The sequence below is a fragment of the Halorubrum sp. SD690R genome, from assembly GCF_005435035.1.
Lineage (GTDB): Archaea > Halobacteriota > Halobacteria > Halobacteriales > Haloferacaceae > Halorubrum > Halorubrum ezzemoulense.
Genome location: NZ_SGTV01000027.1, coordinates 17,653 through 43,787, shown reverse-complemented (window position 1 = coordinate 43,787; position 26,135 = coordinate 17,653). Strand labels below are relative to the sequence as shown.

Below are 26,135 nucleotides of genomic sequence, written 5' to 3'. Positions count from 1 at the left end.
GGGCGGCGGGGGCGAGGGCGGCGAGACGGGCGACGAACCGGACGCGGTCGAGACGTTCTCGATCGTCACCACCGAGCCGAACGACCTCGTGGCTGACCTCCACCACCGGATGGCGGTGATACTCGACCCCGACGCGAGCGAGGAGGAGACGTGGCTCCACGGGGGCCCCGACGAGGCCGCAGCGCTGCTCGACCCGTACCCGAGCGACGACCTCACCGCGCACCCGGTGTCGACGCGGGTGAACTCGCCGAGCGTCGACGCGCCCGACCTGATCGAACCGGTGGCCAGCGACTGAACCGTACGCCAACGGCTGAGCCGGAGCGGTCCGGCTCGTCGGACCCGGCGCCCGCGACCGCTCAGGGCGCGACGAGGTCGACCACCGTCTCGTCGTCGACGACGACGTTGTACGCGCCCTCGTCCTCGTTCCAGAGGACGAGCCCGTTCTCGACGAAGACCACCGACCCGTAGTCGGCCTCGCGGAGGTCGCGGTTCAGCGCGGTCTCGCGGGTACAGACGAGGTAGTGGTCGGTCGCCTGCGAGCCGTCGCCGACGCGGTAGAGCGCGTTGTCTCCCTCGCTCAGGTCGTGGCTCAGCTTCACCGCGAGCAGGTTCACCCGGTCGGTGACGTGGCGCTCGGACTCGGCCATGCGCGCGCACCGCTCCGCGCTCGCCTCGATGTCGACCCGTCGCCGCCCGTCGGGGCGGAGTATCGAGTAAGCGAACTGGACATCGACGTTGACGAACTCGCCCGGCTCGTCGGTCTCGCCGCGCGCCGTCGCCTCGTCGAGCCGGCGCTGGAAGGGCGGGACCGCGAGGTCCGGGGCCACGTCGAACGACCACCCCGGATCGCTCGGGACCGCGTCGGGCCACAGTCGGAGCGCCGGCGAGTACATTTCGGCGTCGCGTCCCGGGCCGGCGCCGTCCCCGTCGCCCGCGACGAGCGCGCGTTCGACCCGCCGGAGCCCGACCGCGGTGTTCCGGTCGGCGGGCGCGAACGCCACGAGGCTCCCGTCGGGCGCGAGCGCGTCGAGGGCGGCGTCGGCGACCGTGACCGGGTCGGCGAGCTCCGAGAGCACGTTACCGAATATCACGATGTCGAAGGGGTCGTCGGTCGCTGCGGCGGGCGATTCGCCCTCGTCGAGACCGAGGAACGCCTCGGCCGTCGCCTCGTGGAGCGTCGTCCGGAAGTTGCGGCCGGTCTCCTCCAAGAGCCGGTCGAGCACGTCGGTCGCGGCGCTCGGCTCGACGGCGTGGTACTCGACGATCGCGTCGTCGGGGAGGTAGTCGTGGAGGCCGAGCGCGGGGCCGCCCACGCCGGCTCCCACGTCGAGGACGCGGAGCGTCCGGTCGAGCAGGCCGTTCTCGGTCAGGTCGTCGAGGACGTGGCCGACCGTGGCGTAGTACGCGGGGAGGTGGTAGATCGCGTAGCCGAGCGCCGCGACGCGGTCGTACTCGACCTCGTTCTCGTAGAGGTAGTCCGTCTTCAGCTGGCGGACCCGCTCGCGGAGCTCGTCCCCGGACTCGCCGCGGTGCCAGTTGGCGCCGTACTCGCGGACGAGCAGGTCCTCAACCGCGAACGCGTACGCCTCCGGAAGTGCCTCCGGGGCCCAGCCCGGTGGGTCGACGGGCGACTCCTCGACGGGGACGAACGCCCCGTCTTCGCGCTCGCGGAGCCGGAGGTCGAACGCCTCCTCGCGGAGCGTCTCGCGGACGACCGCCGGGTGCGGCGTCCCCTCGATGTACTCGGCGATCTCCTCGGGGTCGATCGGTCTGACGTTGCGCAGGTAGTTCGCGTTGTTCCGGACCGCGGTTCTGTCGATCATGGTTTCTCGTCTGCTTCGCGTCGGCTCACTCCAGCCGGTCTCGCCCCTCGCGGTCGCCGCGGGCGCGCTCGTAGAGGGCGGCGAACGCCTCGTCGTCGGCCGCCGCGATCTCTGCCGCGGCGTCGGCCACCCCGTCCGCGCCGTCGAAGGCGCGCTGAATCTCCGCGTACACCGCGGGCGAGCCCTCGGTGACCGTGTCGGCGACCTCCTCCAGCGCGGCCGACACCGGCGTGTGGAACTCCTCGCGGACCGGGTCCGCGGCGAGCCGCCACGCGAGCACCGCGGCGTGCGCGCCCGCTTGGACCGTCTCCATCGCCGCATCGTGTTCGTCCGCGGTCGTCTCGAACACGTCGTTGCCCCCCGCCTGGACCGAGTCGGTGAGCCCGTCGACCGTCGGGCCGCCCTCGTCGACGACGACCGCGACGTTCCCCGGAACGCGCGGCGGGGCAAACAGCGGGTGGTAGCTCGCGCGTTCGAGGCCGGGGGCATGCTCGCGCATCGCCGCGAGCGCGTCGGTCATCTCGCCGGAGACATCGACGATCGCCCGCTCCGCGCGGGGCGCGTACGCCTCGACCGCCGCGGGGACCGCCGACATCGGCACCGCGAGGCAGACGGCGTCGTGGGCGGTGTCCCCGTCGGCGTCGACCGCCCTCGCGTCGCGGTCCGCGGCGGCGTCGGCCGCGACGGCCGGGTCGCGGTCGGCGAACGCGACGGTCGCGTCGACCGGCGCGGCGTCGGCCGAGACGGTGTCGGCGACCCAGCGACCGATCTCGCCGGCGCCGACCACGAGGAGGTCCATCGGTTACGCGAACGGAGGTGACGCGCCGGTTAAAAGGACTCGCCTCGGGGCGGGCGAGGGATCGGACGCGCCGGAGGCTTAGACGCGCCGGAGGCTCGGACGCGCCGGAGATTGGGGCGCGGTGGGATCCGACTCGGCAGGACTCCCGACGCGACGCTCCGGGCCGGGGGCGTCGGTCTCACCCCTCCGCGCCGAGTCGACCGATCACGCCCGCGCCGGGCGAGAGAGACCGGACCGCCGGGAGCAGCGCGAGCGCGATGGCCAGTTCCAGTCCGCCGACCGCGAGGAACGCGGGCGTGTACCCGAACGCGCCCGTGGCGCTCCCGCCGACGAGGAAACCGGCGAGGAAGCCGAGCGAGCCGAACACGTTGAACAGCCCCATCGCCGCGCCCCGCACCTCCGGTTCGACGAGGTCGGTGACGAGGGCCATCGTCGCGGGGGCCATCAGGGCGCCGCAGACGCCGACGAGGACCATCAGCGCCGCGGCGATTGGGTACGCGGGCGCCACGCCGACGCCGACCGTCGCGACGCCGTACGCGAGCGACCCGGCCACCACGGGGAGGAAGCGGCCGATCCGGTCCGAGAGCGCGCCGAGCGGCGACTGGAGGAGCGCGAACGGGACGAAGAAGAGCGCGAGGGTCGCGCCCGCGCCGGCCGCTGACAGCCCGAACGTCGCCGGGTCCTGGAAGTAGTAGACGCCGACCAAAGCGAAAAAGCCCGCCGTCAGTCGGTCGACGAAGCCGAACGCGAGCGGGACGAGGAGGCCGGGCGTCGTCCGGGCGCGGGCGAGCACGTCCCGGAAGCCGCCCCCGTCGGTCTCACTCGCCGAGTCGCTCGCCTCCGAGTTGTTCGCGGCCGCGGTCCTCCTTCGGTCGTCGACCGTCGCCGCCAACAGCCCCGCCGCCGCCAGCACGACCGCCCCGGCGTACACCGGGTACAGCGCGCCGAGGCCAGCGAGCGAACCGCCGACGACGGAGCCGACCGCGGCACCGAGGCCGATGGCGAACCCGGCGGTCCCCATGTTCCGGCCGTTGCCGCCGCGAAGGTCCATCAACAGCGTGATCGACAGCGAGAACGCGCCGATAGTGAGGGCGCCCCCGACGACCCTGACGAGGAGCGCGGCCCCGAAGCCGAGCCCGAGTCCCGGCAGCGACGCGAGCGCGACGTAGGAGGCCGCGCCGCCGAGCGCGCCGGTGACGATCAGCGGAACTCGCGTCCCGAGCGCGTCCGAGAGCGCGCCCCAGACGACCGCGAACGTCACGAACGCGCCGAACTCCGCGACGAGGAACCACATCCCGGCGTCGATGCCGGCCGGGGCGCCGAGCGCGACCACGAGGTCCGGCACGCCCGGGTAGAGGAGGACCTGCGAGATCAGCACCGCGAGGACGACCGCGCCGAGCCGGCGGCGGTCGGTCGCGTCGGCCGCGGCTCCGGCGGTGTCGATCTCGGCCGCGCGGTCGCCGCCGGCCGCGGTCGCGGCGGAGGAATCGCCGTCGCTCATCTGCGGGTACGACGGGGCGAACGGGCAAAAGACCGACGCTCCGCAGAGTATCGGCCGGAGAGTTCCCTCACGACTCGGGTCCGGCCGGGGCCGTCACGCGCCTCAGAGTTCGGCGTCGATCGCCGCGGCGACCGTCTCGGCGGCGTACCCGCCCTCTACCGGCTCGCCGTTCACGAAGATCGTCGGCGTCCCCTCGACGCCCATCGACGAGCCCTCCGACCTGTCGTCCTGCGTAGCCGCCTCGTACGTGGAGAACTCCGCGTCGGACAACACCGCACAAGGGTCCGCGCCGGCGGTCTCGGCGGCGGCGCCGAGCGCCTCGCCGCTGTAGTTCCCCTGCGACTCGTAGGCCGCCTTCGCGAACTCGAAGAACGCCTCGTCGTCGTGACGGATCCCGACCCCGCGGGCCGCGCTGGCGACCGGGACAGCCCACCGCTCGTTGACCGGGATCGGGAAATCCCAGTGCTCGTAGCGGACCCGTCCGGGGCCGACGTACTCCTCGCGGATCGTCGGGAAGTGGTCGAGGTTGTACGTCGCGCAGTGCCCGCAGGTGAAGTCCTCGAACGCCCGGACGACCACGTCCGCGTCCGGGTCCCCGAGCGTCGGCCGGTAGTCGAGGTCGGGGTCCGTCGGCTCAGAGAGCGAGCAGTCGTACGACCCCGTGTCGAGGCTGAGTTCGCCGCCGTTTCCGTCGCCGCCTCCGCCGCCGAGGCAGCCGGCGACACCGACGACGCCGGCCGTGGCCCCGGCCGCGAGCAGGGACCGCCGCGTGCGTTCCATGCCTATCGCTGGGGTCGGTGCGTACTTAACCACTCCGCGACCGGACGGCGGCTCGGACCGGAGACGCGGCGCGCGTCCGAACGTTTTTGCCGCCGCCTGTCGACGACCACGTATGAGCGACTGGGACCTCGACCTGCGGGACGCCGAGGAGAAGATGGACGAGGCGTTCGCGGCGGCCGGCGACGTCGTCCTCGGCGTGCTGGACGGCACGACCGACCCGGAGGAGTGGGTCCGCAGCGTCGACTACGGGAACACGCTGGTGCTGTCGATCGAGGGCGACCTCAACGAGCTCGCCGCCCCCTTCGCGCGCGACGTGAAGGAGATGGACGGCGAGCTGATGCACTTCCGCGGCTTCCTCGTGGTGACTCCTCCGGGCGTCAGCATCGACACGGACCGACTGGGCGACTCCGGCGGCGCCGAGGCGGAGACCGGCGAAGCGGACGACGCCGACGAAGCAGAGCCGAAAGGCGTCGAAGAGGTCTGAACGGTTTCTTTTCTCGTACGACCGCGGGAGAGGCGCCGGTTATCCCTCGCCGACCATCCGGTCCTCCTCGTCCCACTCGCGCTCGCGCAGTTCGTACTTCTGGATCTTGCCGGTCGCGGTGGTCGGGAGTTCGGCGACGAACTCCACCTCGCCCGGCGTCTTGTAGTCCGCGACGCGCTCGCGGACGAACGTCTTCAGGTCCTCGGGCGTCGCGCCCGCGTCGTCGGGGTCGCCGCCCTCGGGGACGACAAAGGCCTTCGGCGTCTCGCCCCACCGCTCGTCGGGCGCGGGGATCACGGCCACGTCGGAGACGACGTCGTGCTCGAAGAGTGTGTCCTCCAGTTCGATCGAGGAGATGTTCTCCCCGCCGGAGATGATGATGTCCTTCTTGCGGTCCTGTATCGAGACGAACCCGTCCTCGTCGACGACGGCCAGATCGCCCATGTGGTAGTACCCCTCCAACCGCTCGGAGAACGCCTCCTCGGTGGCCTCGGGCTTGTTCCAGTAGCGGTCCATCACTTGATTACCGCGGACGACGATCTCGCCGATCGTCTCGCCGTCCGCGGCCACGTCCTCACCGTTCTCGTCGACGACGCGTACGTCGGTGCCGAGGTAGCCGATCCCCTGCGTCTTCTTCACGGCGAAGCGGTCGTCCGAGTCCGCCTCGAAGTGGCGCTTCGCGTCGGAGGTGGTGATCAGCGGCCCCGTCTCGGTCGCGCCGTACACGTGTTTGAGATCCCAGCCGAACTCCTCCTCGACGGTGCGGATCGTCGCCTCCGGCGGCGCCGCGCCCGCGGTGGCGACCCGCACGTCGTTGTCGCCGGCCGTCGCGCCGCCGTGTTCGGCGTGGTGGTCGCCGAGCATGTTGAGGACGGTCGGCGCCGCACAGAAGTACGACACGTCCTCGCTCCGGATCCGGTCGAACGTCTCGGCGACGTCGACCCCGCGGGTACAGACGTGGCGAGCGCCGGCCCCGGTGATCGCGTAGATGTGGCCCCAGCCGTTGACGTGGAACATCGGTAGCGTCCAGAGGTACACGTCGTCGTCCGTTATTTCCTGATGGATGGAGATGAGGTACGCGTGGAGCGTCTCGGCCCGGTGGGTCCGACACACGCCCTTCGGGTCGCCGGTGGTGCCGGAGGTGTAGTTGATCGTGATCACGTCGTCCTCGTCCATTGCCGGCCGTTCGTAGGCGTCCGGGTCCGCGTCGTCGAGCGCCGCGTCGAACGACTCCCAGTCGCCTTCGACCGCGTCGGCGTCGTTCGTGAGGAACGTCTCCGTGGGCACCTCGTCGCGGATCGCCTCGACGTTCGGGGCGTACTCGGCGTCGGCGTAGATGGCGTCGACTCCGGCGTCGGAGAGCATGTACGAGAAGTCGTCCGGCGTAAGCCGGTAGTTCAGCGGGGCGTGGATCGCCCCGACCTGCATCGCGCCGTAGGCGGCCTCCAAGTGGTAGTGCGTGTTCGGGTCCAACACCGCGACCCGGTCGCCCTTCTCGATCCCGCGCGCCTGAAGCGCGGCGGAGAAGCGGTCGGCGCGGTCGCCGAGTTCGGCGTACGTGTACCGCGTCCCGTCGACCGCGAGGACGGCCTCCTCGTCGGCGTAGTGGCGTCGCGCCCGGTCCAGAAAGTCCGTCGTCAACAGCGGCTTGTACATCGTCTATCACTATCTATGATGTGTGAAATTGTTTGCGGCCGACGCAATGGAGGGGCGGTCCCGGGATCATTTTTACGCTCGGCCGCGGACCGTCGGGAAGTGATCGACGGGTCCGTCGGATCGGTGTTCAGCGATGGATATGCGGTTCTCGCGCTGCGAGTACGGATCAGGGCCATCGCGGCGCGAGCGGAGGACGGCGAAGCCGCGAGCGAGGAGTGATCGAACGTCCCCGCGGCACCGATTCGGGGGAACGCGAACGGCGCAGACGCGTGGACGAATCGCACACCGGCGGCGGGATCAGAACCCTTAACAGTCACACGCGATTGTGCTACGATAGCGGGATGGGATAGCCAGGAGATTCCGCCGGGCTCATAACCCGGAGATCGGTAGTTCAAATCTACCTCCCGCTACTTCTGGCCGACTGCCACTCTCCTAGTACCGGGTCCATTCCGGGCCGCCGCTCCGAACCCGGAAGCGATTTCCGTCGCGCTGTCGTTCCATCGCGTATGGATTACGAATCGAGCCTCGACCGCGCGATGGAGGAGGTGCCGGACCTCGGCGGCTCCGACGAGCGGCTGTCGGTACCCGACCCCGAAACGCAGAAGGACGGGGCGTTCACGCGACTGACGAACCTCTCCGCGATCGCCGACGCGCTGAGCCGCGACCCCGAACACGTCCACTCGAAGATACAGCAGGAGCTCGGGACGGCCGGGCAGTACGAGGACGGCCGCGCGCGCTACAGCGGGAACTTCCGCGAGCGCGACTTCCAGGCCGCGATCGACTCGTACATCGAGTCGTTCGTCACCTGCTCGGAGTGCGGCCTCCCCGACACGCGACTGGAGACCGAGAACCGGACGCCGATGCTCCGCTGTGAGGCCTGCGGGGCCTTCCGACCGGTGGCGAAGCAGAACACCTCCGACACCCAGCGGCAGGAGGACGCCGTCGAGTCGGGCAACACCTACGAGCTCGAGATCGTCGGCACCGGCCGCAAGGGCGACGGGGTCGCCGAGCGCGGCGAGTACACCATCTTCGTCCCCGGCGCGCAGGAGGGCGAGACCGTGACCGCCTACATCAAGAACGTCTCCGGCAACCTCGCCTTCGCTCGCCGCGAGAGCTGAGCCGGCGCCGAAGACGCCCGTACTTCGCGTTCCGCTACCCGACTTTTTATGCGCGCGTTCGCACATCCCTGAGCCATGGCCACGCGACTTCCCGAGTCGGCCTTCGACGACCGGCTCGCCGCCGTCCGAGACCGGCTCGCCGACACCGACGCCGACGCCGCGACGTGGGTCGGCGCGACGGCGATAGAGTACCTCACCGGCTTCCACCACATCCAGACGGAGCGGCCGGTCGTCCTCGCGGTCACCGACGACCGCGTCGAGATAACCGTCCCGAGGCTGGAGGTCGAGCGCGTCGAGCCCAACCCGCGGATCGACGCCGTCCACCACTACTTCGACTATCCCGGTGGCGAGCCCGTCTCGGTCACCGTCGAGATGCTGCGCGACCTCGGCGCCGAGACGATAGCCGCCGACGCCGACGGCCCGCCGGGCGTGATGGGGTACGAGGGGCCCGCGTTTTCCGACTCGGTCGACGTCAGGGCCCAGGCGTGGGTCGACCGGATGCGCTGGGCGAAGTCCGGCGCGGAGGTCGACCTGATTCGCGAGTCCGCGAAGTGGGCGAACCTCGGCCACCGCTACCTCGCCGACTACTCCGAACCGGGCGCGCACCCGGCGACCGTCTCGCAGCGCGCGTCCACGGAGGCGTCGCGCGCTATGCTCGACGCGCTCGGCGACGCCTACAGCGTCCGCGTCCGCGGCGACGGGCCGGTCCACGCGGGCTACATCTCCGGCGAGGAGACCGCGCTCCCGCACGGGCACACCCCGAACGAGCGGCTCTCCGAGGGCGACGTGCTCGTTACGGGCGCGACCGCGAACGTCGACGGCTACCGCTCGGAGTTAGAACGGACGATGTTCGTCGGCGATTACACCGACGAACAGGAGCACTACTTCGAGCTCATGCTGGAAGCGCAGACGCTCGCGATCGACGCCTTGGGTCCCGGCGTGCCGGTCGCCGAGGTCGACGAGGTCGTCTGGGAGTACTTCGAGGAGCAGGGCGTGACGGACCTAGCGCAACACCACGTCGGCCACAACATCGGTCTCGGCGCCCACGAGCCGCCGTACATCGACCGCGGCTGGGGCGAGCGCTACGACAGCGATGACGCCGTGATGGCGCCCGGCCACGTGTACACGATCGAGCCCGGGCTGTACACCGACGAGTACGGCTACCGACACTCGGACACGGTGGCGATCACCGAGTCGGGAACGGAGCGACTCACGAACTTCCCGCGCGACATCGACTCGAACGTCGTCTGAGGGTCGTTCAAACGCCTTGGCCGGGGTGACCGGGCCCGCTCGAAACCGTCGGACCGGGCGAGCCGAAACTCACTCGACCCGGTCGATCACCACTCGATGACCGGTGTCTGCGGCGTGGTTGCGGCCGTAGTCGTCCGCGTCTCCCGCGATTCCGATCAGCCGTTCGAAGGGGCACTCGCGACAGACGACGTGGTACAGTTCGCCGGGAGAGGGTGGTTCCATACGTTGACACACGTTCCCCGGAGACGTAGTTACGCGCTGCCTACTCGCATTGAACGCGCTGCCTACTCGCATTGAACGCGCTGCCTACTCGCATTGAACGCGCTGCCTACTCGCATTGAACGCGCTGCCTACTCGCATTGAACGCGCTGTTAGTCACCGGCTACCGGCGCGACTCGAACCGGTCGAGCGCGACATCCAGCATGTCCGGACTCACCGGCTGGTACTCCTCCCGCTCGTGATCGGGCAGGTACTCCCTGACCGCGTTCCACGAGTCGCGGGCGTACCGGGCGTCGAGGAGGACGCGGACGCCTCGCTCGTCCGGTCCGCGGATGACGCGGCCGACCGCCTGCCGCGCCTTTCTGACGGCGGGCACCGTCAGGGCCGTCTCGAAGCCGGACTCGAACCGGCAGTCGTAGGCGGTGATTACCGCCCGCGTCTGCGGTCGCGCCGTGTTGATGATCGGGACGCCGCAGACGACGGCCGCCGAGAGCCGGTCCCCGCGGTAGTCGACGCCCTCCGTGAGGGTGCCGCGGAGGCTCGTCACCAGCACCTTGCCGTCGCCGGCGAAGAAGTCGTCCTTCAGCGACTCCGTCTCTCGGTCGCCGGAGGACTCGTCTAAGAGGACAGGCTTGTCGAGCCGCGCCGAGAGCGACTCCGCCATCCACGTCGCCTCTGCGTAGCTCGGGGTGCCGACGAGGACGTTCCCGTCGCGGCGCGCGACCGCGGCCGTCGCGTCGAGGTGCGCGAGCCGCGTCGGGTTCTCCTCCCCCGGCGCGCCGCGGTTCTGGTGGGTGAACTTCGGCGCGTCGACCGCGAGGCTCGCGCGGTTCTCCTCGGGGAACGAGAGGCCGTACGTCCGCTCGATGACCGGGCGGCCGCGCTCGGCCAGGTGATCGAGTCCGGTCACCTCGCGGAAGAGGTCCATCGGCTCCAGCGTCGCGCTCATGAGGACGCCGCCGCCGAACTCGGCGAGCCGGTCGCCGATCGGTTCGCTCGGAAGGCAGTTGTGGAGCGCGAGGCGGGCGTTGTACGCGCGCCGCCACGAGTCCGGCGGCTCCGTCTCGTCGAACGTGCGTTCGAGCTCGATCGCGCGGAAGAAGTCGGTGTGTCCCTGGCGATACCAGGCGTTGAGGGTGCGGCCGACCCCGGGCGCGGCGCGCTGCTTGTCCTCGTCTTCGAGCGAGTCGAGGACGCGCTTGACGACCGCGCCGACCTGCTCGGCGCGCGCCCAGACGCGCTCGCCGTACCCCTCGCCGTCGGCCCACTCGGTGATCGCGTCTTCGCCCGGCTCCTCGGGGTCGCGGAGCGGGATCTCCTCGTCGTCGAGGTCGCGCATCGACGCGCGCCAGTCCGGGCGCTCGCGGTCGAGGTGCGCGGTCACGCGGCGGTCGAGCTCGCCGCGGAGGTCGGCGTAGAACTCTCGGACCGCCTCGATCTCCTCGACGGTCACGTCCGCGTCCTCCAGCTCGCCACGGACGAGGGCGGCGTCGTCCGACTCGGCGCCCGCGCTCTCGAACGAGAGGGGCTGAACGACGCGCGTGAGCTCGTTCTCGGCGTCGCGGAGGCTCGCGTCCGCGACGGCGTCGCTCACGAGGTCCCGGACGCGCGGTTCGAGCATGTGCGCCTCGTCGCAGACGACGAACGTCGAGTCGTCGAGGAGCGCGCCGGTGAACGTCCCCGTCGTCACCGGATCGAACGCGTGATAGTAGTTGCCGATGACGACCTCGACCTCGGGGACGAGCGCGCCCATGATCGAGTGCGGACACGAGCCGTGGCCCGCCGCGAGCCGGACGAGTTCGTCGGCGTCGACGTGGCCGAGCTCGGTCACGTCGAACGGGACCGCCTCGGCGGGCTCGCCGTCCTCCGGCAGGTCGTCGAGGAAGCCGGCGTAGAACGGGCAGAACTCCACGTCGTCGTACTCCTCCGTGTCGGGGCGATACGGCGTCGGCTCGCCGTCGACGGAGAGGTAGTCGGCGTCGGGCGCGCCCGAGTCGGCGGCGGCAGTCCCGCCGGCGGGTCCCGCCGACCCCGAGTCCATGAGTCCCACCTGCTGGCTCCGCGCCTCGCTCACGAGGTTCGCGGTCGTCGTCGCGCCGCCGTCGCCGACGAGGTTCCGGGTCCGCTCGCGGAGCCCCTCGCAGCGCTCGTACACGTTCTCGCGGTCGATCCCGCCCCGGTTCTCGCGGGCGTACGGACAGACGTCTGCCTTCCCGACGAGGGTGAGACCAGAGACGGGGTCGTAGTCGCTCGGCAGGTTCTCGTTCACCGCCCGCAGATCCGTCTCGAACTGGCGCAGCTGCTGTTTGACGCTGGTGAGGACGAAGACCCGCTCGAAGTCGGAGTCGGGGTCGCGGACGCGGTCGAGCCCGGCAGTGAGCGCGAGCATCGTCTTCCCCGTCCCGCAGGCGCCTTCGAGGGCGAGGAAGCCGCCGTCCGCGGCGGCGTCGACGGCGGCGTCGATGCCGTCGGCCTGCTCGGGGTACGGTTCGGGATGGCCGAAGAGGTCGGCCCACGGGGGCGAGTCGGTCACGGAGGCGAGTTACGCACCATGCGATTTAAACGCTTCATCGCCGGACGCGGCCCGCGGTCGTCGTCGACGCGTCGCTGCCGGAAAGCGGACGCTCGGAAGGGGCTCGGCCTCACTCCACGATGTCGTGGAGGTCGGAGAGCCGGTCGATCTCCCACGTCGGCCAGACGTTCAGTTCCCAGTCGCGGCGGTGGGGACGGCGGATAAACGCGGAGTCGATCCCGGCGTTCTCGGCGGCGCGCACGTCGGACTCGTTGTCGCCGACGAACAGGGCGTTGTCCGCGTCGAGGTCGCCGAGCGCCTGCTCGATGTAGTGGGGGTTCGGCTTGCGGAGCTGGAGCGAGTGGATCGTCGGCTCGCGACCGTACGCGGCGCCGATCCGGTCGAACCCGTCGAAGTGATCGACGAGGAAGTCGACGGTTGCCTGCTGGTTCGACGAGACGATCCCCATCTGGACGTCGAGGTCCTGGAGCTCGTCGAGGTCGTCGTACGGCGTCTTGCGTCCCTGACGGGCCTCCTGCTGTTGGGCCCGCGACACCACGTCGTCGCGCGTCCGCCAGAACGACCCCGGGTCGAGGTCGTACGTCTGACAGACGGTGCCGACGCTACCGGGGGTCGCACCGATGGTCATCTGCTCTACGTCGTCCGGATCGGGCTCCTCGACGCCGCACTCCTCGAACGCGTTCCGGGTCGCATCCCGGAGCACGTCGAAGCGCGTGCGGCCCACGAGGACACCGTCGTTGTCGAACACGACGGTATCGTACGTCATAGCCCTCATTCACGGCCGGCAGGGATAAGGGTTTCAGTGGGCGTCTCGACGACGAGAATCAGCGGGGAGCCCGTCTCGACGCCCCTCGCGGCCGCGACCGACCGATTTTACCCGGCGCGGACCCACCGACGGGCCATGCGCGTCAGCGTCATCGGCGGGAGTACGATCGGTCCGGAGACGGCGGCGGTCGCGGAGGCCCTCGGCGAGCGGCTCGCCGAGCGGGGCCACGCCGTGGTCTGCGGGGGCCTCTGCGGCGTCATGGCGGCTGTCTGTCGCGGGGCCCGGGCGGCCGACGGCGAGACGATCGGGATCCTCCCGACCGACGACCGGAGAGACGCCAACCCCCACGTCACGACGCCGATCGCGACGGGGCTCGGCCACGCGCGTAACGCCCTCGTCGTCATGGATGGGGATGCCGCGGTCGCGGTCGACGGGGCGGGGGGCACGCTCTCCGAGATCGGGCTCGCACTCGCGCAGGGCCGTCCGGTGGCCGGAATCGACACGCACGACGTGGACGGCGTCGAGGCCGTCGACTCGCCAACGGCGGCGGTCACGTACGTCGAGCGGGCCGCGGGTGCGGACTGAAGCCGGTCAGTCGTCGAACTCGACGCCGGTCACGTCGAACCTGGCACCGCCTCGCGCCCCCTCGGAGACGGTGACCTCCCACCCGTGGGCCCTGGCGACCTCGCTGACGATGTTCAGTCCGAAGCCGGTCCCGTTCGCGCCCGTCGTGTACCCCACCTCGAACACGCGGTCGCGCGCTTCCGGCGAGATTCCCGGGCCGTCGTCCGCCACGAAGAACCCGGCCGGCAGGACCACGCCGGCGCGCGTCGTCGTGTACATCGGGGAGATGTCGCCGATAACGACGACCACGTCGTCGCCGCCGTGTTCCACGCTGTTCCGGAACAGGTTCTCCAACAGCCGCTTCAGCCGCCCGCTGTCGGCGAGGATACGCCGGTTGGTGTCGACGGTCAGCGTGGCGTCGCCGGTCGCGACGTTCGCCCAACACTCGTCGGCGAGGGCCGCCAGTTCGACCGGATCGAGGTCTTCCGGCCGCTCGCCCTGTTCCGCGAGCGTCAACAGGTCGGAGAGCAGTTCCAGCGTCCGGTCGACCGCTGACGCCGCGTCGTCGACGTGTTCGCCGCCGCCCTCCGCTTGCGCCATCGCGAGCCGACCCTGCGCGACGTTGAGCGGACTCCGCAGGTCGTGAGAGACGCCCTGGACGAACTCCTCGAACCGGTCGCGCTGCCGCTCCGCCTCCGCGACGGCGCGGGCGGACGCGACGGCGTTCGATACCCGGTGAACGAGGACGGGCGTCCGGTCCGAATCGGGACACGCCCTCGCGACGTCGGTGGCGCCCGCGTCGAACGCCGCGGACACGGCGGGCGCGTCGAGCGTCTGGTCGGGGCAAACCAGGATCGGAAGCTCCGGGTGCCGATCGCGGGCCGTCGAAACGAGGGAGAGGCCGGTCGGTTCCGCCGGGTCGCCGACCGTGACCAGACAATCGACGGGCGAGTCCTCGATTATCTCCGCGGCCGCGTCGGCCCCCGCGACCGGCTCGACGGCGAGGCGGTCGTCCGCGCGCTCAAGCGAGTCCTTCAGCTCCGCGGCTCGGTCGGGCGTTCCCGCGGCGAGGACGACGGTGATCGAACCGCTGGGTGTGGACATCACGGAGAACCTTACCCTCAACGCCCGTCCGCTCGGCAGATAAACGTTGTTCCGACGCGCGCCGGCAGGCCCGCTTCCATCGAATGTTGGTCGTTCGCCGCTCGGCGCTCGCCGAGCCGATCGCTCGCGAGGCCGGCCCCTTCGACGAACGCTCACCGATCGAGCGTGTCGGGCCGCGGAACGGCCTAATTAGATATAATTAAATTTTTGTCGGCGGAGCGGGAGATGTTTGCCAATGAGCGAGTACACCACGATTTCGCTGCGGAAGGAGTTCGTCGCGGACGTGGAGGAGTACATTGAAGACGAACCGTTCGGCTCCGTCAAGGAGTTCGTGAAACACGTCGTTGTTCAGGAGATGGAGTCGGACGACGGGGTCTCCGAGGCGGAGGCGAAGCAGATCGCACAGAAGCTCCGCGACCTCGGGTACATGGAATGAGCGGGAGCCACCGCGGACAGGGGGCGGTCCTCGACGGCCTCGACCGCGCCGACCTCGTCCTGCTCGCGATCCCGCTCGCGTTCTGCGCCGTGTACGCGGTCGGGTCGCTCCTCGCGCAGGGGAACGCGGTTCCCGTCGCTGGCGCGTCGCTCGCGGCCGGGGCCCTCGTGGTCGACGGGCTCTTTTTCCATCCGCCGAACGAAGCGTGACGGCGATTCCGCTCCGAGGACGGTACCCAAAAAATAGCGTCTCCTGCTTCCGTGCGCCGCCCTACCAGGTGTCGTGGAACGTGTCGAACTCGATCGAGTCGAGCGGCTTCTCCCCGATCGCGGCCTCGTACTCGCCCGGCGTCAGCATCGGCTTGTGGAACCGCGGGCCGTCGTCGGTCGTGATCCGCGGGCAGCCGGTGTTGACGAACGCGTCCATGTCGAAGTTCCGGAGGCGGTCCGGCGTCACCTCGTCCATCGTGATCAGGTAGGCGTTGTCGTTGTTGTCGACGATCTCTTGGGCCTTCTCCCAGCGGCCCTGCCCGATCTTCGTACAGAAGATGACGCCCCACTTCTCGGCGTCCATCGCCTTGTGGACCGCGGCGTAGCGCTGCTTGAGGAACTGGTCGTGTTCGGCGACCGAGACGGCGTTGTTGACCGGGTCCGCGATGACGACGCGCTTGTCCGGGTGCTCCATCGCCAGCCCGACCGGGTGGAACTTCCCGCCGCCGACGTACAGCACCTGCTCGGCGTCGATGTCCGCGGAGGCGTAGTTACAGCCGAGCACCTGCCCCTCCTTCGTGAGGCGGTCGTCGCCCCGGCGGGTGTGGACCTCGTAGCCGCGCTCCTCCAGCCAGTCCGTCATCTCCTCGAACCGGTTCATGTGCTGGGCGGTCGTTACGAGGCCCACGTCGGCGTCCTCTTCGGGGGACGCGAGTTCCTCCTCCAGCGCGTCCTCCATGATCGGGAACGGGTCGACGTTCGAGAACAGCGGGACGTAAACGATGCTGTCGGACTCCTTCATCGGCGTGTGGCCGAAGTGAACGAACACGTCCGTCCGCCGCATCAGGTACGTGTCGAGGTCGCAGGCCCCGTAGCAGGGCTGCCCCGAGAGCATGAACGTGACGTCGTCGGGTGCGACCTCGCGGAGGTCGTCCGCGACCTTCGGACCGCGGCGCTTGAGCCCCTCGGGGAACTGTAAGCCGACCTTCGAAGCGTCGCGCTCCTCGATGGCCTCCAAGATTCGGTCGAGCTCGTAGTCCCACTCGCGGTCGTGCTTGAGGGCCATCCCCGTCTTCGTCAGGTCGCCCTCGGTGGAGCCGCTCATGTCGACCGGATTGTGCGGCAGGACGGTTAAACGGCGCGTTCGACCCCGAGTTTCGTCCCAGACGTTCGTGATCGTCGGAATCCCTCGCCCCGCGCCGGGGTCGTCACGGCGTCTCGACGCGTCGCACTCGGCGTCCAAGTCGGCCGATCCTGAGACGACGAGCGGCCCGACGAACCGACGCGCTGCCGCGGTCGACGGACCTAACAGCCGCCCTCGCTAACCCCGCACCGATGACCGAGATTCCGCTCGAACACGTTCACGTCGCCCCCGACGAGGAGTCCGGCGGCGAGCCCGCGCCCGCCGTCTTCGTCCTCCACGGGCGCGGCGCCGACGAGGAGGACCTCCTCCCGGTCGCGGCCGAACTGCCCGACGAGCTCCACGTCGTCAGCCTTCGCGCTCCCGATCCGCTTCAGGGCGGGTACACGTGGTACGAACTGGACCTCTCGGCGGGCGGGCTGGAGTCCAGCCAACCAGACGCCGACGACTTCCGGCGGAGCCTCGACCTGATCGGTGAGAGCGTCGAGCGCGCGGTCGACGCCTACGGACTCGACGCCGACCGGCTCGGGCTGCTCGGGTTCAGTCAGGGCGCGATAACGAGCCTCTCGCTCCTCTTGGAGGACCCTGACCGCTACGCGTGGGTCGTCGCCCTCCACGGGTACCTCGCGGAGTCGCACGCCGACCTCGACCCGGACGGGATCGAGGGGAAGCCGGTCTTCGTCGGCGCCGGCGCCGGCGACCGGGTGATTCCCGAGTCGCGGACGACCGCGGCCGTCGAACGGTTCGAAACTCTCGACGCCGATGTCGCGAGCGGGAGCTTCCCGGGCGGCCACGGCATTGGCCCGCAAGAGCTCGATGCCGTCGTCGAGTTCGTCGCGTCTCGGACGGCGTAGCGAACCCCGAACGTCGCCGCCGAGCCCCGGCTCCGGCAGGTTCAAACCGCTCGGCCACGATGTCAGAACATGAGCGTCGAACAGGTCTCCATCGAGGACCTCGGTCGAGAGCTCGGCGAACGCATCGCCGAAACCCCGGAGTACGAGCGCTTCGAGGAGACGAGGGCCGCGGTCCAGCGAGACGAGGAGGTACAAGCGGCGATCGACGAGTTCGAGCAGCTTCGCGCGGAGTTCATGCAGGCCCGCCAGACCGGGCAGGCGACGAACGCCGAACTTCAGCGCGTTCAGGAGGCGCAGGATGAGCTCCACTCGATGCCGGTGATGAGCGAGTACCTCGACGCGCAAGACGAGCTGAACGAGACCCTCGAAGCGATCAACGAAGCCATCTCGGAGCCCCTCGCGGTCGACTTCGGCGGGGAAGCCGGCGGCTGCTGTCAGGACTGACTCGCGGACTACGCCCGTCGTTCCGGCGAGCCGAACGCCCGCACCCCCGGCGACCGGCCCGCTCCTTATGACGAATACCGACGCACCACCCCCGTGATAGCCGTCGCCGGCGGCAAGGGCGGAAGCGGAAAGACGACGACCACCCTCGGGCTCGCGCGCGCACTCTCGCGGCGCGGCGCGCGGACCATCGCGGCCGACGCCGACTGGGATCTGCCGAACCTCGCGCGGCTCGCAGCGGAGACCGCGACCGACAGCGGTCCGGCCGATCCCGATCTCCCTAGCGGTCCAGAGGACGAGACGACGGTCCGCGACGCGGTCCGCGGGACCGTTCCGGTCCGTCCCGACCGCTCCGAGCCGACCGTTCTCGCCGCCCCGGACGCGCCGCGATCGGTCGACGCGTTCGGAGCGCTCGCGGCGCTCGACGGCGCGACGCCCGACGGCGCGCCGGTGTTGCTCGACTGCCCGGCGGGCGCGTCGGCGGACGCGGCCGCGCCGCTTCGGGCCGCGGACCGCGCGCTGATCGCGACGCCGCTCCGCCGCGCCGCGCTCCGTGACGCCGCGAAGACGGCGGCGATCGCTCGCCGCCTCGACTGCCCGCCGGTCGGGGCGGTCGCCGTCGGCGAGGCGAGCGTACCGGACTCGGTTGCGACGCTGCTCGGCTGTCCCGTCCTCGGTGCGGTTCCCGACGGCGGAGCCGAGCCGCTGTCCGACCCCGCGGTCCGGAGCGCGTACGACGAACTCGCTCGGCGACTCGGCGAGACGGCGGCGGCGGACGGGTGGCAGATCGCGTGAGAATCACGGACGCGGCCGACTCCGGGGCGGCGGATTTCGGTGGCGAGACCGGTCGAGAGAGCCGCCACCGACAGACCCAAACCTCCACGGGCGGCAGCGATCATATGGAGACGCTTCCGACCGGGGTCTCGGTGCTGGACCGACAGTTCGGCGGGGGGTTCCCGAGCGGTAGCGTCGTCGTGTTGAAGGCGAACCCTGACAGCCAGTCCGAGCTCATCTTGGACCGGTTCGCCCGCGTTCGGAGGTGCCGCTACCTCACGACCGTCCGATCGGCCGGGGCGGTGGAGGCGGCGCTCAGCCGCGACGGGGACGGGGAGACGACGGTGGAGGCCACCGACGAGGTCGGCGACCTCGACGAGGCGGCGTCGCTCACGACCGATCTCCCGGAAGAGGGAACGCTGATCGTCGACTCCGTGGAGCCGCTGGAGCGCGGCGCGTCTCCGGCGGCGTACGCCGAGTTCCTCGACGGCGTGCGCGCTCGGGTCGACGACGCCGACGGCGTCGCGCTGCTCCACGCGCTCCGCGGCGGGGAGGACCCGCAGGCGCGCCGGATCACGGAACAGGTCGCGGACATCGTGTTCGACCTCCGGACGACGGTCACCGGGACCGAGATCGCGAACCGGCTCGTCGTCGCCAAGTTCCGCGGCGGCGCCGCCTTGGAGGAGCCGCTGAAGCTGAAACTCACCGACGAGGTCGCCGTCGACACGAGCCGCGACATCGCCTGACGCGGCCGATCGCTTGATTCGGCTACGACACGACGGACGCGAGAAGTGTCAGCGCGCCGACGACGGCCGAAGCGATCGCCCAGTTTCGCGCGGTGTCGAACGCTCCGTACGGCCCGCCCTTCCGCGAGAAGAGGTACGACGCGTACACGGCGAGCGGCGCCAGCGTCGGGAGCGTCGCAACCGAGACGACGGCGGTGAAGCTCGACAACAACGCGACCGCGACGGTCGTCGCGCCCGCGACCGCGGCGACGAGCGCGTCCTCGCGTGCCCGTTCGATCTCCATACCGGTGTGGGCGCGGCGTCGGGCAAAAGCGATCCGTTCGTCGGTCGACCTGACGCTGCGGGCTGAGCCACCGGAGTGAGTGGCGGCGTAGCGCGGCCGCTCGAGGCACCAGCGTCTCGAAGAAGCGAAACCCGGCAGCGACGGGGTCCGTTACTCCTCGTCGATCTCGTCGACGATCTCGTCGGCGTCGACGTCGACGTCCTCGAGCGCCTCCTCGATGTCGACATCGTCGGCGCCGGCGCCGCCCATGCCGCCCATCATGCCGCCGAGGCCACCCATGCCGCCGCCCTCGATGACCTCCTCGATCACGACGCGGTCGAGGTCGAGGCGGTCCATGAGGTCCTGCGCGATCTGCTGTTTCTGGAACATCCACTGCTGGTTCATCTGCATCGCCTGCGTCGCGGTGACGTAGAGGATGTCCTTCTCGACCTCCTCGGTCTCGACGGTCTCCTCGCCGTCCTCGTCCTCCGCGACGGTCTCCTCCTCCTCGGTCTCCGTCTCGATGCGGACCTCGGGCGCCTCCTGGAGGTACATCCCGAGCATGCCGGCGGCCTGCTCCTCGCGGTCGTCGATGGCTTCGAGGATCTCGTACTCGTACTCGAGGTCCTCGCCGGCGAGCGGGTGGTTAAAGTCGACGCGGGCGCGGCCGCCGATGATCGTCTCGAGGTGGCCCTGCTGATTGTCGATCTGGACCTGCGCGCCGGGGTAGCGGCTGTCCTCGGGGATCTTGTCGGCCTTGACGGTCTCGACCTCGTCGGGGTCGTACTCGCCGAAGGCGTCGTCGGCCGGGACGTCGACCGTTCCCTCGTCGCCGACGGCGCCGCCGATGAACGCCTCCTCGACGGAGGGGAACACGTGGCCGGCACCGAGCGCGATGATCCGGGGCTCGAAGTCGTACTCGTCGACGTCGATCTCGGCGTCCTCGGCCGTCTCCTTGTCGGTCGTGTCGATGACGCGGTCGTCGTCGGCCGTTCGGATCGTGTACGCGACGCGGACGAAGTCGCCGTCTTCGAGTCCGTCAGCGTCAGTCTCGGTCTCGGTCTCCTCGGCCTCGGCGGCCGCGTCCGCTTGCTCCTGATCGCTCATACCTGAAGGTCACCTGTTACACCCTTAAGAAGCACGGTTCGGCCCGAAGCCCGCCGACGAGCGGGCGACAGCGGCGATTCGGCGGCCGACGCGCCGGCCTACGGGTCGCGGCGGTTCGTCGCGGAGCACGGCGGCGTCCCGCGCTCCTTATGAGCGGTCCGACCGCAGTGCCGGGCATGTACGAGGTCGAGATCAAGGTACCGGCGGACCTGGACGCGACGCGAGAGCGCCTCCGCGAGGTCGGGGCCGAGCACGTCGCCGCCAAGCGACAGCGCGACACGTACTACGACGCGCCGCACCGCGAGTTCGCCGAAACGGACGAGGCGCTCCGGATCCGGCGCGAGATGCCGCTGTCGGACGGCGAGGGGTCGGCGTCCTCCGCCGACGACCCGGCGGCGACGATCACGTATAAGGGACCCCTCCTCGACGAGGCCTCGAAGACCCGCGCCGAACACGAGACGGGCGTCGACGACGGAGAGGCGCTCGCGGCGGCCCTCTCCGGGCTCGGCTTCGAGCCGGCCGCGACGGTGGAGAAGCGGCGCGAGTTCTGGGCGTACGACGGGTTCACCGTGACGCTCGACGCCGTCACCGGGCTCGACGAGTACGTCGAGATCGAACGCGCCGTCGAGTCCGAAAGCGAGGTCGACGCGGCGCGCGAGGCAGCGATCGAGGCGCTCGACCGGCTCGGCCTCGACGCCGACGACCAGGTTCGCACCTCCTACCTCGGGCTGCTGCTCGCCGGCGAGGACGACTGAGGCAGTCAGCCGTCCCCGTCCCCCGTCGGCCGCTTCTCGGAGAGGACCGTCCGCTCGAACTCGCAGACTAAGACGTCGTCGTCGCCGTCGACGATCTTGAACGCTTCCACGCGCATGGTGACGACGCCGCGCTCGCCGTCGCTCGTCTCGCGCTTGTCGGTGACCGTCGAGCGGGCGCGGATCGTGTCGCCGTGGAACACCGGGTCCGGGTGTTCGACGCCGTCGTACGAGAGGTTCGCGACGATGGTGCCGTCGGTCGTCTCCGGGATCGACATCCCGACCGCGAGCGACATCGTGTACAGTCCGTTCACCAGTCGCTCGCCGAACTCCGTCTCCGCGGCGAAGTCGGCGTCGAGGTGGAGCGGCTGCTGGTTCATCGTCATGTCGCAGAAGCGCTGGTTGTCGGCCTCGCTTATCGTCCGCCGCGTCGCGTGGTCGATCGTCTCGCCGACTTCGAACTCCTCGTAGTACAGTCCGGGCATGGGCCCCCGCTCGACCGGCGGCGTGAAATCGGTACCGCTCTCGGGGCGGCCGTCGGGTTTTATTTGCCCGCCCGCGCACCCCCGCACATGCCACGCCGAAGCTTGCTGTTCTCGCCCGGCGACAGCCCCGAACTCATGCGGAAGGCGCCGGGAACCGGCGCCGACGTGATCTGTTTCGACCTCGAGGACGCCGTCGCGCCCGGCCGGAAGGACGAGGCGAGGGCGGCGGTCCGCGAGGTGCTCGCGGACCCCGCCTTCGACCCGGACGCGGAGGTCTGCGTCCGGCTCACCGCCGAGTCGCCCGCGGCCGACCTCGACGGGGTGATCGGTACCGACAGAGGGGGGGGCGGCGACGCGGTCACCCTCGACGCGGTGATGCTCCCGAAGGTCGAGGGCGCGGGTCGGGTCGAGCGCGTCGCCGAACTGTGCGCCGAGCGGGGCCGCGATCCCGCGGTGTTCGCGCTCGTCGAGACGGCGGCGGGCGTCCTCGCGGCGGAGGCGATCGCGGCGGCGGAGGCGACCGACGCGGTCGCGTTCGGCGCCGAAGACCTCGCCGCGGACGTGGGCGCGACCCGGACCGACGAGGGGACGGAGGTGCTGTACGCCCGCGAACACGTCGTCCTCGCCGCGAGCGCGGCCGGCGTCGACGCGCTCGACACGGTCTACACGGACTTCTCGGACGAGTCGGGGCTCCGGGAGGACGCCGCGTTCGCGCGCCGGCTCGGCTACGACGGGAAGCTGGCGATCCACCCGGCGCAGGTAGGCCCGATCACCGAGGCGTTCACCCCGGACCCGGACGACGTCGAGTGGGCCGCGGCGGTCCTCGACGCCCGCGACGAGGCGGAGGGGGAGGGACGCGCCGTCTTCCAGGTGGACGGCGAGATGATCGACGCGCCGCTGATCGCGCAGGCGGAGCGGATCCTCGACCGCGCGCCCGACGGGACCCGCTGAGTCGGATCGGTGGCCCGGCCGGCGTTCGGGTCGCGACCCGCCCGGCTGTCGCTGTGGACGGGGTCGACCCGCATCGCTCGATCGGCGTCGATGCGCGTCGTTCGGACGGTGTCGGCACGCACAATTTCCGTACCGGTCGCCACAGTTAACCACCGCCCACCGAGACTGATCGTATGACTACGGAGGCGAATCCGTTCGAGAGCCTGCGGGAGCAGGTAGACGACGCCGCGGCGGTCGTCGACGCCGACTCGGGCGTCATCGAGCGCCTGAAGAACCCGGAACGGGTGTTGGAGACGAACCTGACGTTCGAGCGCGACGACGGCTCGCTGGAGACGGTGCGCGCGTACCGCGCGCAGTTCAACGGCGACCGGGGGCCGTACAAGGGCGGGATCCGCTATCACCCGGGCGTCACCCGCGACGAGGTGAAGGCGCTGTCGGGCTGGATGGCGTACAAGTGCGCCGTCGTCGACGTCCCGTACGGCGGCGGCAAGGGCGGCATCGCGATCGATCCGGCGGACTACTCCGAGTCCGAGCTGGAGCGACTCACGCGGGCGTTCGCGACGGAACTCCGGCCGCTGATCGGCGAGGACCGCGACATCCCCGCGCCGGATGTCAACACCGGCCAGCGGGAGATGAACTGGATCAAAGACACCTACGAGACCCTCGAAAACACCACCGCCCCCGGCGTCATCACGGGGAAGGCGCTCGACTCCGGCGGCAGCGAGGGTCGCGTCGAGGCGACCGGTCGCTCCGTCGCGCTGTCGGCCCGCGAGGCGTTCGACTGGCTCGGCCGCGACGTCGCGGACGCGACCGTCGCGGTTCAGGGGTACGGCAACGCCGGGTCGATCGCGGCGGCGCTGCTCGACGACCTCGGCGCCGACGTGGTCGCGGTCTCCGACTCCGCCGGCGGGATCCGCGACCCGGAAGGGCTCGACCCCCGCGACGTGAAGGCGCACAAGGCCGAGACCGGGTCGGTGACGGGCTACCCCGGCGCCGACGGCCTCACGAACGACGAGCTGCTCACGCTCGACGTCGACTGCCTCGTCCCGGCCGCGCTGGAGAACGCGGTCGACGCCGAGCTCGCGGCGGACGTCGGCGCCGACCTGATCGTCGAGGCGGCGAACGGTCCGCTCACGCCCGACGCCGACGACGTGCTCGCCGACCGCGACGTCAACGTCGTCCCCGACATCCTCGCGAACGCGGGAGGCGTCACCGTATCGTACTTCGAGTGGGTCCAGAACCGACAGCGATTCAGTTGGACCGAGGCGCGCGTCAACGAGGAACTGGAACGCGTGATCACGGAGGCGTTCGACACGCTGGTCGACACCTACGAGTCGAACGACGTCCGCAACCTCCGCACCGCGGCGTACGTCGTCGGTATCGGTCGGATCGTGGACGCGTACGATCAGGCCGGAAACTGGCCGTAACGGGGCTCTTTCGCCGTTTCAGAGGGCGCTCTACTCCAGCGTCGCGTCGCGGACCTCGATGTGACCGCGGTCACCCTCCCAGACCGTGTCGTACTCCAGGTCGATGCGGCGGTCCATGTGCGGGCCGTCGACGACGTACGTCTCGAACTCGCCGCCCTCGCCGAGCGGGTGGACGCCGTACTCCTCGCGGAGCGCGAGCAGGTCGTCGAGCGCGTCCGCGTCGTACCGTCGTCCGAGCCATGATTCGTCGAGCCCGTACGCCGCCACTTGGATGATCCGGATCTCGAAGTCGGCGTCGAACATCGCCTCCGCGAGTTCGACCGGGTCCCGCTGCCACAGCGGGGCGAACAGGTCGATCCCGAGCCGGTCGCACATCCCCCGAATCCGGTCCGTCTGGAACTCGCTCTCGACGGCGCCGGCCGTGACGCCGGCGAGGTCGAGGTCGTCCGCGGCGGCGATCTCTCGGAGCGCCGCCTCCATCGGCTCCAGCTCCGCGTCGCCCTGCGCGCCGGCGTCGTCGACGTCTGCGGCGCCGAAGTCGTCCGGCGACACCTCGACGAGGTCGACGCCGACGCTCTCGGCCGCGAGTTCGGCGAGCTCGGTCGCCGGCGTGTGGTACATGTACGAGTCGCCGGCGGGGTGGACGGTCAGCAGCCGCGAGACGTCGAGCCCTTCCTCCAGCGCGCGGTACAGGGCCCACGAGGAGTCCTTGCCGCCGGAGAAGAGGCTCACCCAGTTGCTCATGACCGGGAGAGGGAGTCGCGCGGATAAAGAGTCGGCGGTCGGACGGCGAGGGAGCCGCGGATCGCACGCCGCACGCGGGACCGGCCGCGGCGAACGCGCCGCCTCAGTCGGAGATGAACTCGTTGTCGCGCCAGTTGACGCCGCCGTCGCCCTCGCCGGCGCCCTGCGGGCTCTCGACGACCTCGATGCTGGCGGGGCGGGGTTCACCTTCGACGATCCGGGTCGCCTCCAGTTCGCCGTCCTCCTCCGTGATCGCGGTCAGCGTCCCCTTCTCGGAGAGCGTCGCGATCTTGCGGAGCACGCGGAACATCGGGTACTGGAGCGCGGAGTTCTGGAGGACGGTCTCGCGGTCGCCCTTGAAGCAGGCGAACTCGACGAGCTCGGAGGGGATCTCCTCCTCCTCGTCGTCCATCCACTGGGGACCGCCGGCGCGGGGCGGCTCCTCCTCCCAGACGCGGGTCTCCGTGACCGACGCCTTCAGCTGCGCCGTGGGCGTGTACTTGCTGATCGACTCGTCGTCGGACAGGGCCTTGATGATGAGTGTGTTGTTTCGACGCGTGATGTCGATGTCGTCGATCTCCTCCGGCAGATCGGGGTCTTCGTCGAAGTACGTCTCTACGTCTTCGAGTGGCAGTTCGAGCGTCGAATGGAGTCGGAACACGCGGCCTGTCATTGTTTGTGGAATGCGGTGGGGTCGAACCGGTGGTCACGGCGGCGGCGGCAACGGCCGCACCTACCGTAGCTACGCACCGTAGGTTTATATGGACTGCCCTTCGAGGTGTCAGCATCCGCGTGTACGTCGCGCCCGGACCGGAGGATCAACGGCGGGGGCGACGGCTCACTCGGCGCCCAGTTCCGCGGCGAGCTCGCCGCGCTCGTCGAGTTCGCCGAGCACGTCGCTGCCGCCGACGAACTCGCCGTCGACGAACGTCTGCGGAATCGTCTCCCAGCCGCTGTGAGACTCCAGCGCCTCGCGGTACTGCGGCAGCGCGGGCAACACGTCGACCGTCTCGAACTCCTCGACGTGCTGGGAGATCAGCTCGACGGCGCGCTGGGAGTAGCCGCACTGGGGCATCAGGCGGTTCCCCTTCATGAAGAGTACCACGTCGTTGTCGGCGAGGACCGTCTCGACTCGCTGTTCGATCTCTTCGGCGTCGGCGTCGGCTTCGGGGCTGAACGTCATACGGCTCGATACGCGACGCCGAGGC

Annotated in this window: 30 protein-coding genes and 1 tRNA gene; 15 read left to right on the top strand and 16 right to left on the bottom strand. The window is 70.4% G+C overall.

Features of this window, described 5'->3' with window-relative positions; genetic code table 11:
* The coding region (locus EXE41_RS14585) for an SOS response-associated peptidase (RefSeq protein ID WP_137691376.1) at positions 1-295 on the top strand (295 nt) is incomplete at its 5' end.
* Positions 296-356: 61 nt separating this feature from the next.
* Here the strand turns inward: EXE41_RS14585 and EXE41_RS14580 are convergent.
* From EXE41_RS14580 to EXE41_RS14565, 4 genes are all read right to left on the bottom strand, one after another.
* Entirely contained in the window at positions 357-1,823 is a 1,467-nt protein-coding gene (locus tag EXE41_RS14580; RefSeq protein ID WP_049929966.1) for a small ribosomal subunit Rsm22 family protein, read from the bottom strand.
* 25 nt (positions 1,824-1,848) lie between these two features.
* A complete protein-coding gene (locus EXE41_RS14575) occupies positions 1,849-2,622 on the bottom strand; it encodes a prephenate dehydrogenase (RefSeq protein WP_049929967.1) in 774 nt (257 codons plus the stop codon).
* 178 nt (positions 2,623-2,800) lie between these two features.
* A complete protein-coding gene (locus tag EXE41_RS14570) occupies positions 2,801-4,123 on the bottom strand; it encodes an MFS transporter (RefSeq protein WP_241987258.1) in 1,323 nt (440 codons plus the stop codon).
* A gap of 102 nt (positions 4,124-4,225) precedes the next feature.
* The gene (locus tag EXE41_RS14565; protein WP_137691375.1) at positions 4,226-4,903 is read right to left on the bottom strand and encodes a thioredoxin domain-containing protein; all 678 of its coding nucleotides are present in this window, start codon (positions 4,901-4,903) and stop codon (positions 4,226-4,228) included.
* Positions 4,904-5,015: 112 nt separating this feature from the next.
* Here EXE41_RS14565 and EXE41_RS14560 point away from each other — a divergent pair, with 112 nt between their 5' ends.
* A complete protein-coding gene (locus tag EXE41_RS14560) occupies positions 5,016-5,387 on the top strand; it encodes a DUF5779 family protein (protein ID WP_049929972.1) in 372 nt (123 codons plus the stop codon).
* A 39-nt stretch (positions 5,388-5,426) separates the two neighbouring features.
* Here the strand turns inward: EXE41_RS14560 and EXE41_RS14555 are convergent, their stop codons facing one another.
* The gene (locus EXE41_RS14555; RefSeq protein WP_137691374.1) at positions 5,427-7,043 is read right to left on the bottom strand and encodes a long-chain-fatty-acid--CoA ligase; all 1,617 of its coding nucleotides are present in this window, start codon (positions 7,041-7,043) and stop codon (positions 5,427-5,429) included.
* Between the two features lie 335 nt (positions 7,044-7,378).
* Between EXE41_RS14555 and EXE41_RS14550 the strand changes: the two genes are divergently transcribed.
* The 3 genes from EXE41_RS14550 to EXE41_RS14540 all read left to right on the top strand — a co-directional run bounded on the left by EXE41_RS14550 (position 7,379) and on the right by EXE41_RS14540 (position 9,412).
* Positions 7,379-7,453, top strand: a tRNA-Met gene (locus EXE41_RS14550).
* A 96-nt stretch (positions 7,454-7,549) separates the two neighbouring features.
* Complete coding sequence (locus EXE41_RS14545) at positions 7,550-8,161, top strand: translation initiation factor IF-2 subunit beta (RefSeq protein ID WP_049929975.1); 612 nt, start codon at positions 7,550-7,552, stop codon at positions 8,159-8,161.
* A gap of 75 nt (positions 8,162-8,236) precedes the next feature.
* On the top strand, positions 8,237-9,412 hold the full coding sequence (locus tag EXE41_RS14540; protein WP_137691373.1) for a Xaa-Pro peptidase family protein: 1,176 nt from the start codon (positions 8,237-8,239) through the stop codon (positions 9,410-9,412).
* 69 nt (positions 9,413-9,481) lie between these two features.
* On the opposite strand, the gene EXE41_RS19365 is transcribed toward EXE41_RS14540, so the two are convergent.
* The 3 genes from EXE41_RS19365 to EXE41_RS14530 all read right to left on the bottom strand — a co-directional run bounded on the left by EXE41_RS19365 (position 9,482) and on the right by EXE41_RS14530 (position 12,930).
* Positions 9,482-9,634: a hypothetical protein gene (locus EXE41_RS19365; protein WP_167373063.1), complete on the bottom strand. Its 153-nt coding sequence runs from the start codon at positions 9,632-9,634 to the stop codon at positions 9,482-9,484.
* Between the two features lie 160 nt (positions 9,635-9,794).
* A complete protein-coding gene (locus tag EXE41_RS14535; protein ID WP_094552308.1) occupies positions 9,795-12,164 on the bottom strand; it encodes an ATP-dependent DNA helicase in 2,370 nt (789 codons plus the stop codon).
* Positions 12,165-12,273: 109 nt separating this feature from the next.
* Positions 12,274-12,930 (bottom strand): HAD family hydrolase, encoded by a 657-nt coding sequence (locus EXE41_RS14530; RefSeq protein WP_049929980.1) that lies wholly within the window; start codon positions 12,928-12,930, stop codon positions 12,274-12,276.
* 135 nt (positions 12,931-13,065) lie between these two features.
* Here EXE41_RS14530 and EXE41_RS14525 point away from each other — a divergent pair, with 135 nt between their 5' ends.
* Complete coding sequence (locus EXE41_RS14525) at positions 13,066-13,515, top strand: TIGR00725 family protein (RefSeq protein WP_137691372.1); 450 nt, start codon at positions 13,066-13,068, stop codon at positions 13,513-13,515.
* Positions 13,516-13,521: 6 nt separating this feature from the next.
* Here the strand turns inward: EXE41_RS14525 and EXE41_RS14520 are convergent, their stop codons facing one another.
* Positions 13,522-14,598: a HAMP domain-containing sensor histidine kinase gene (locus EXE41_RS14520; protein WP_086215335.1), complete on the bottom strand. Its 1,077-nt coding sequence runs from the start codon at positions 14,596-14,598 to the stop codon at positions 13,522-13,524.
* Positions 14,599-14,833: 235 nt separating this feature from the next.
* Here EXE41_RS14520 and EXE41_RS14515 point away from each other — a divergent pair, with 235 nt between their 5' ends.
* Together EXE41_RS14515 and EXE41_RS14510 are read left to right on the top strand one after the other, a co-directional pair.
* Positions 14,834-15,034 carry a hypothetical protein gene (locus EXE41_RS14515; RefSeq protein WP_049929984.1) on the top strand — a complete coding sequence of 67 codons (201 nt, stop codon included), beginning with the start codon at positions 14,834-14,836 and terminating at the stop codon, positions 15,032-15,034.
* Positions 15,031-15,243 carry a hypothetical protein gene (locus EXE41_RS14510; RefSeq protein WP_089307809.1) on the top strand — a complete coding sequence of 71 codons (213 nt, stop codon included), beginning with the start codon at positions 15,031-15,033 and terminating at the stop codon, positions 15,241-15,243. The genes EXE41_RS14515 and EXE41_RS14510 overlap by 4 nt, the downstream gene beginning before the upstream one ends.
* Positions 15,244-15,304: 61 nt before the next feature.
* Here EXE41_RS14510 and dph2 read toward each other — a convergent pair whose 3' ends face one another.
* Complete coding sequence (gene dph2, locus EXE41_RS14505) at positions 15,305-16,348, bottom strand: diphthamide biosynthesis enzyme Dph2 (protein WP_086215337.1); 1,044 nt, start codon at positions 16,346-16,348, stop codon at positions 15,305-15,307.
* A 230-nt stretch (positions 16,349-16,578) separates the two neighbouring features.
* Between dph2 and EXE41_RS14500 the strand changes: the two genes are divergently transcribed.
* The 4 genes from EXE41_RS14500 (at position 16,579) to EXE41_RS14485 (ending at position 19,199) form a co-directional block, all read left to right on the top strand.
* Entirely contained in the window at positions 16,579-17,238 is a 660-nt protein-coding gene (locus EXE41_RS14500) for an alpha/beta hydrolase (protein ID WP_049929989.1), read from the top strand.
* Positions 17,239-17,307: 69 nt separating this feature from the next.
* Positions 17,308-17,682 (top strand): YlbF family regulator, encoded by a 375-nt coding sequence (locus EXE41_RS14495; RefSeq protein ID WP_049929990.1) that lies wholly within the window; start codon positions 17,308-17,310, stop codon positions 17,680-17,682.
* A gap of 93 nt (positions 17,683-17,775) precedes the next feature.
* Complete coding sequence (locus tag EXE41_RS14490) at positions 17,776-18,474, top strand: P-loop NTPase (protein WP_137691371.1); 699 nt, start codon at positions 17,776-17,778, stop codon at positions 18,472-18,474.
* Between the two features lie 104 nt (positions 18,475-18,578).
* On the top strand, positions 18,579-19,199 hold the full coding sequence (locus tag EXE41_RS14485) for a transcriptional regulator (RefSeq protein ID WP_086215340.1): 621 nt from the start codon (positions 18,579-18,581) through the stop codon (positions 19,197-19,199).
* 22 nt (positions 19,200-19,221) lie between these two features.
* Here EXE41_RS14485 and EXE41_RS14480 read toward each other — a convergent pair whose 3' ends face one another.
* The gene (locus EXE41_RS14480) at positions 19,222-19,482 is read right to left on the bottom strand and encodes a hypothetical protein (RefSeq protein WP_049929993.1); all 261 of its coding nucleotides are present in this window, start codon (positions 19,480-19,482) and stop codon (positions 19,222-19,224) included.
* Positions 19,483-19,632: 150 nt separating this feature from the next.
* Positions 19,633-20,568, bottom strand: coding sequence for a peptidylprolyl isomerase (locus EXE41_RS14475; RefSeq protein WP_137691370.1), 936 nt, complete (start codon positions 20,566-20,568; stop codon positions 19,633-19,635).
* Positions 20,569-20,744: 176 nt separating this feature from the next.
* Here EXE41_RS14475 and cyaB point away from each other — a divergent pair, with 176 nt between their 5' ends.
* Positions 20,745-21,323, top strand: coding sequence for a class IV adenylate cyclase (cyaB, locus tag EXE41_RS14470; RefSeq protein WP_049929995.1), 579 nt, complete (start codon positions 20,745-20,747; stop codon positions 21,321-21,323).
* Positions 21,324-21,328: 5 nt separating this feature from the next.
* Here cyaB and EXE41_RS14465 read toward each other — a convergent pair whose 3' ends face one another.
* A complete protein-coding gene (locus EXE41_RS14465; RefSeq protein ID WP_137691369.1) occupies positions 21,329-21,805 on the bottom strand; it encodes a MaoC family dehydratase in 477 nt (158 codons plus the stop codon).
* Positions 21,806-21,892: 87 nt separating this feature from the next.
* Here EXE41_RS14465 and EXE41_RS14460 point away from each other — a divergent pair, with 87 nt between their 5' ends.
* Positions 21,893-22,756: a CoA ester lyase gene (locus EXE41_RS14460; RefSeq protein WP_086215342.1), complete on the top strand. Its 864-nt coding sequence runs from the start codon at positions 21,893-21,895 to the stop codon at positions 22,754-22,756.
* A gap of 173 nt (positions 22,757-22,929) precedes the next feature.
* Positions 22,930-24,183: a Glu/Leu/Phe/Val dehydrogenase gene (locus EXE41_RS14455; RefSeq protein ID WP_049929998.1), complete on the top strand. Its 1,254-nt coding sequence runs from the start codon at positions 22,930-22,932 to the stop codon at positions 24,181-24,183.
* Positions 24,184-24,213: 30 nt separating this feature from the next.
* Here EXE41_RS14455 and EXE41_RS14450 read toward each other — a convergent pair whose 3' ends face one another.
* The 3 genes from EXE41_RS14450 to EXE41_RS14440 all read right to left on the bottom strand — a co-directional run bounded on the left by EXE41_RS14450 (position 24,214) and on the right by EXE41_RS14440 (position 26,110).
* Entirely contained in the window at positions 24,214-24,927 is a 714-nt protein-coding gene (locus EXE41_RS14450) for a diphthine--ammonia ligase (protein ID WP_137691368.1), read from the bottom strand.
* Between the two features lie 103 nt (positions 24,928-25,030).
* Positions 25,031-25,600, bottom strand: a complete 570-nt coding sequence (locus tag EXE41_RS14445; RefSeq protein WP_049930001.1) for a hypothetical protein — start codon at positions 25,598-25,600, stop codon at positions 25,031-25,033.
* Between the two features lie 165 nt (positions 25,601-25,765).
* Positions 25,766-26,110 carry a glutaredoxin gene (locus EXE41_RS14440; RefSeq protein ID WP_049930003.1) on the bottom strand — a complete coding sequence of 115 codons (345 nt, stop codon included), beginning with the start codon at positions 26,108-26,110 and terminating at the stop codon, positions 25,766-25,768.
* Between the last annotated feature and the right edge of the window lie 25 nt (positions 26,111-26,135).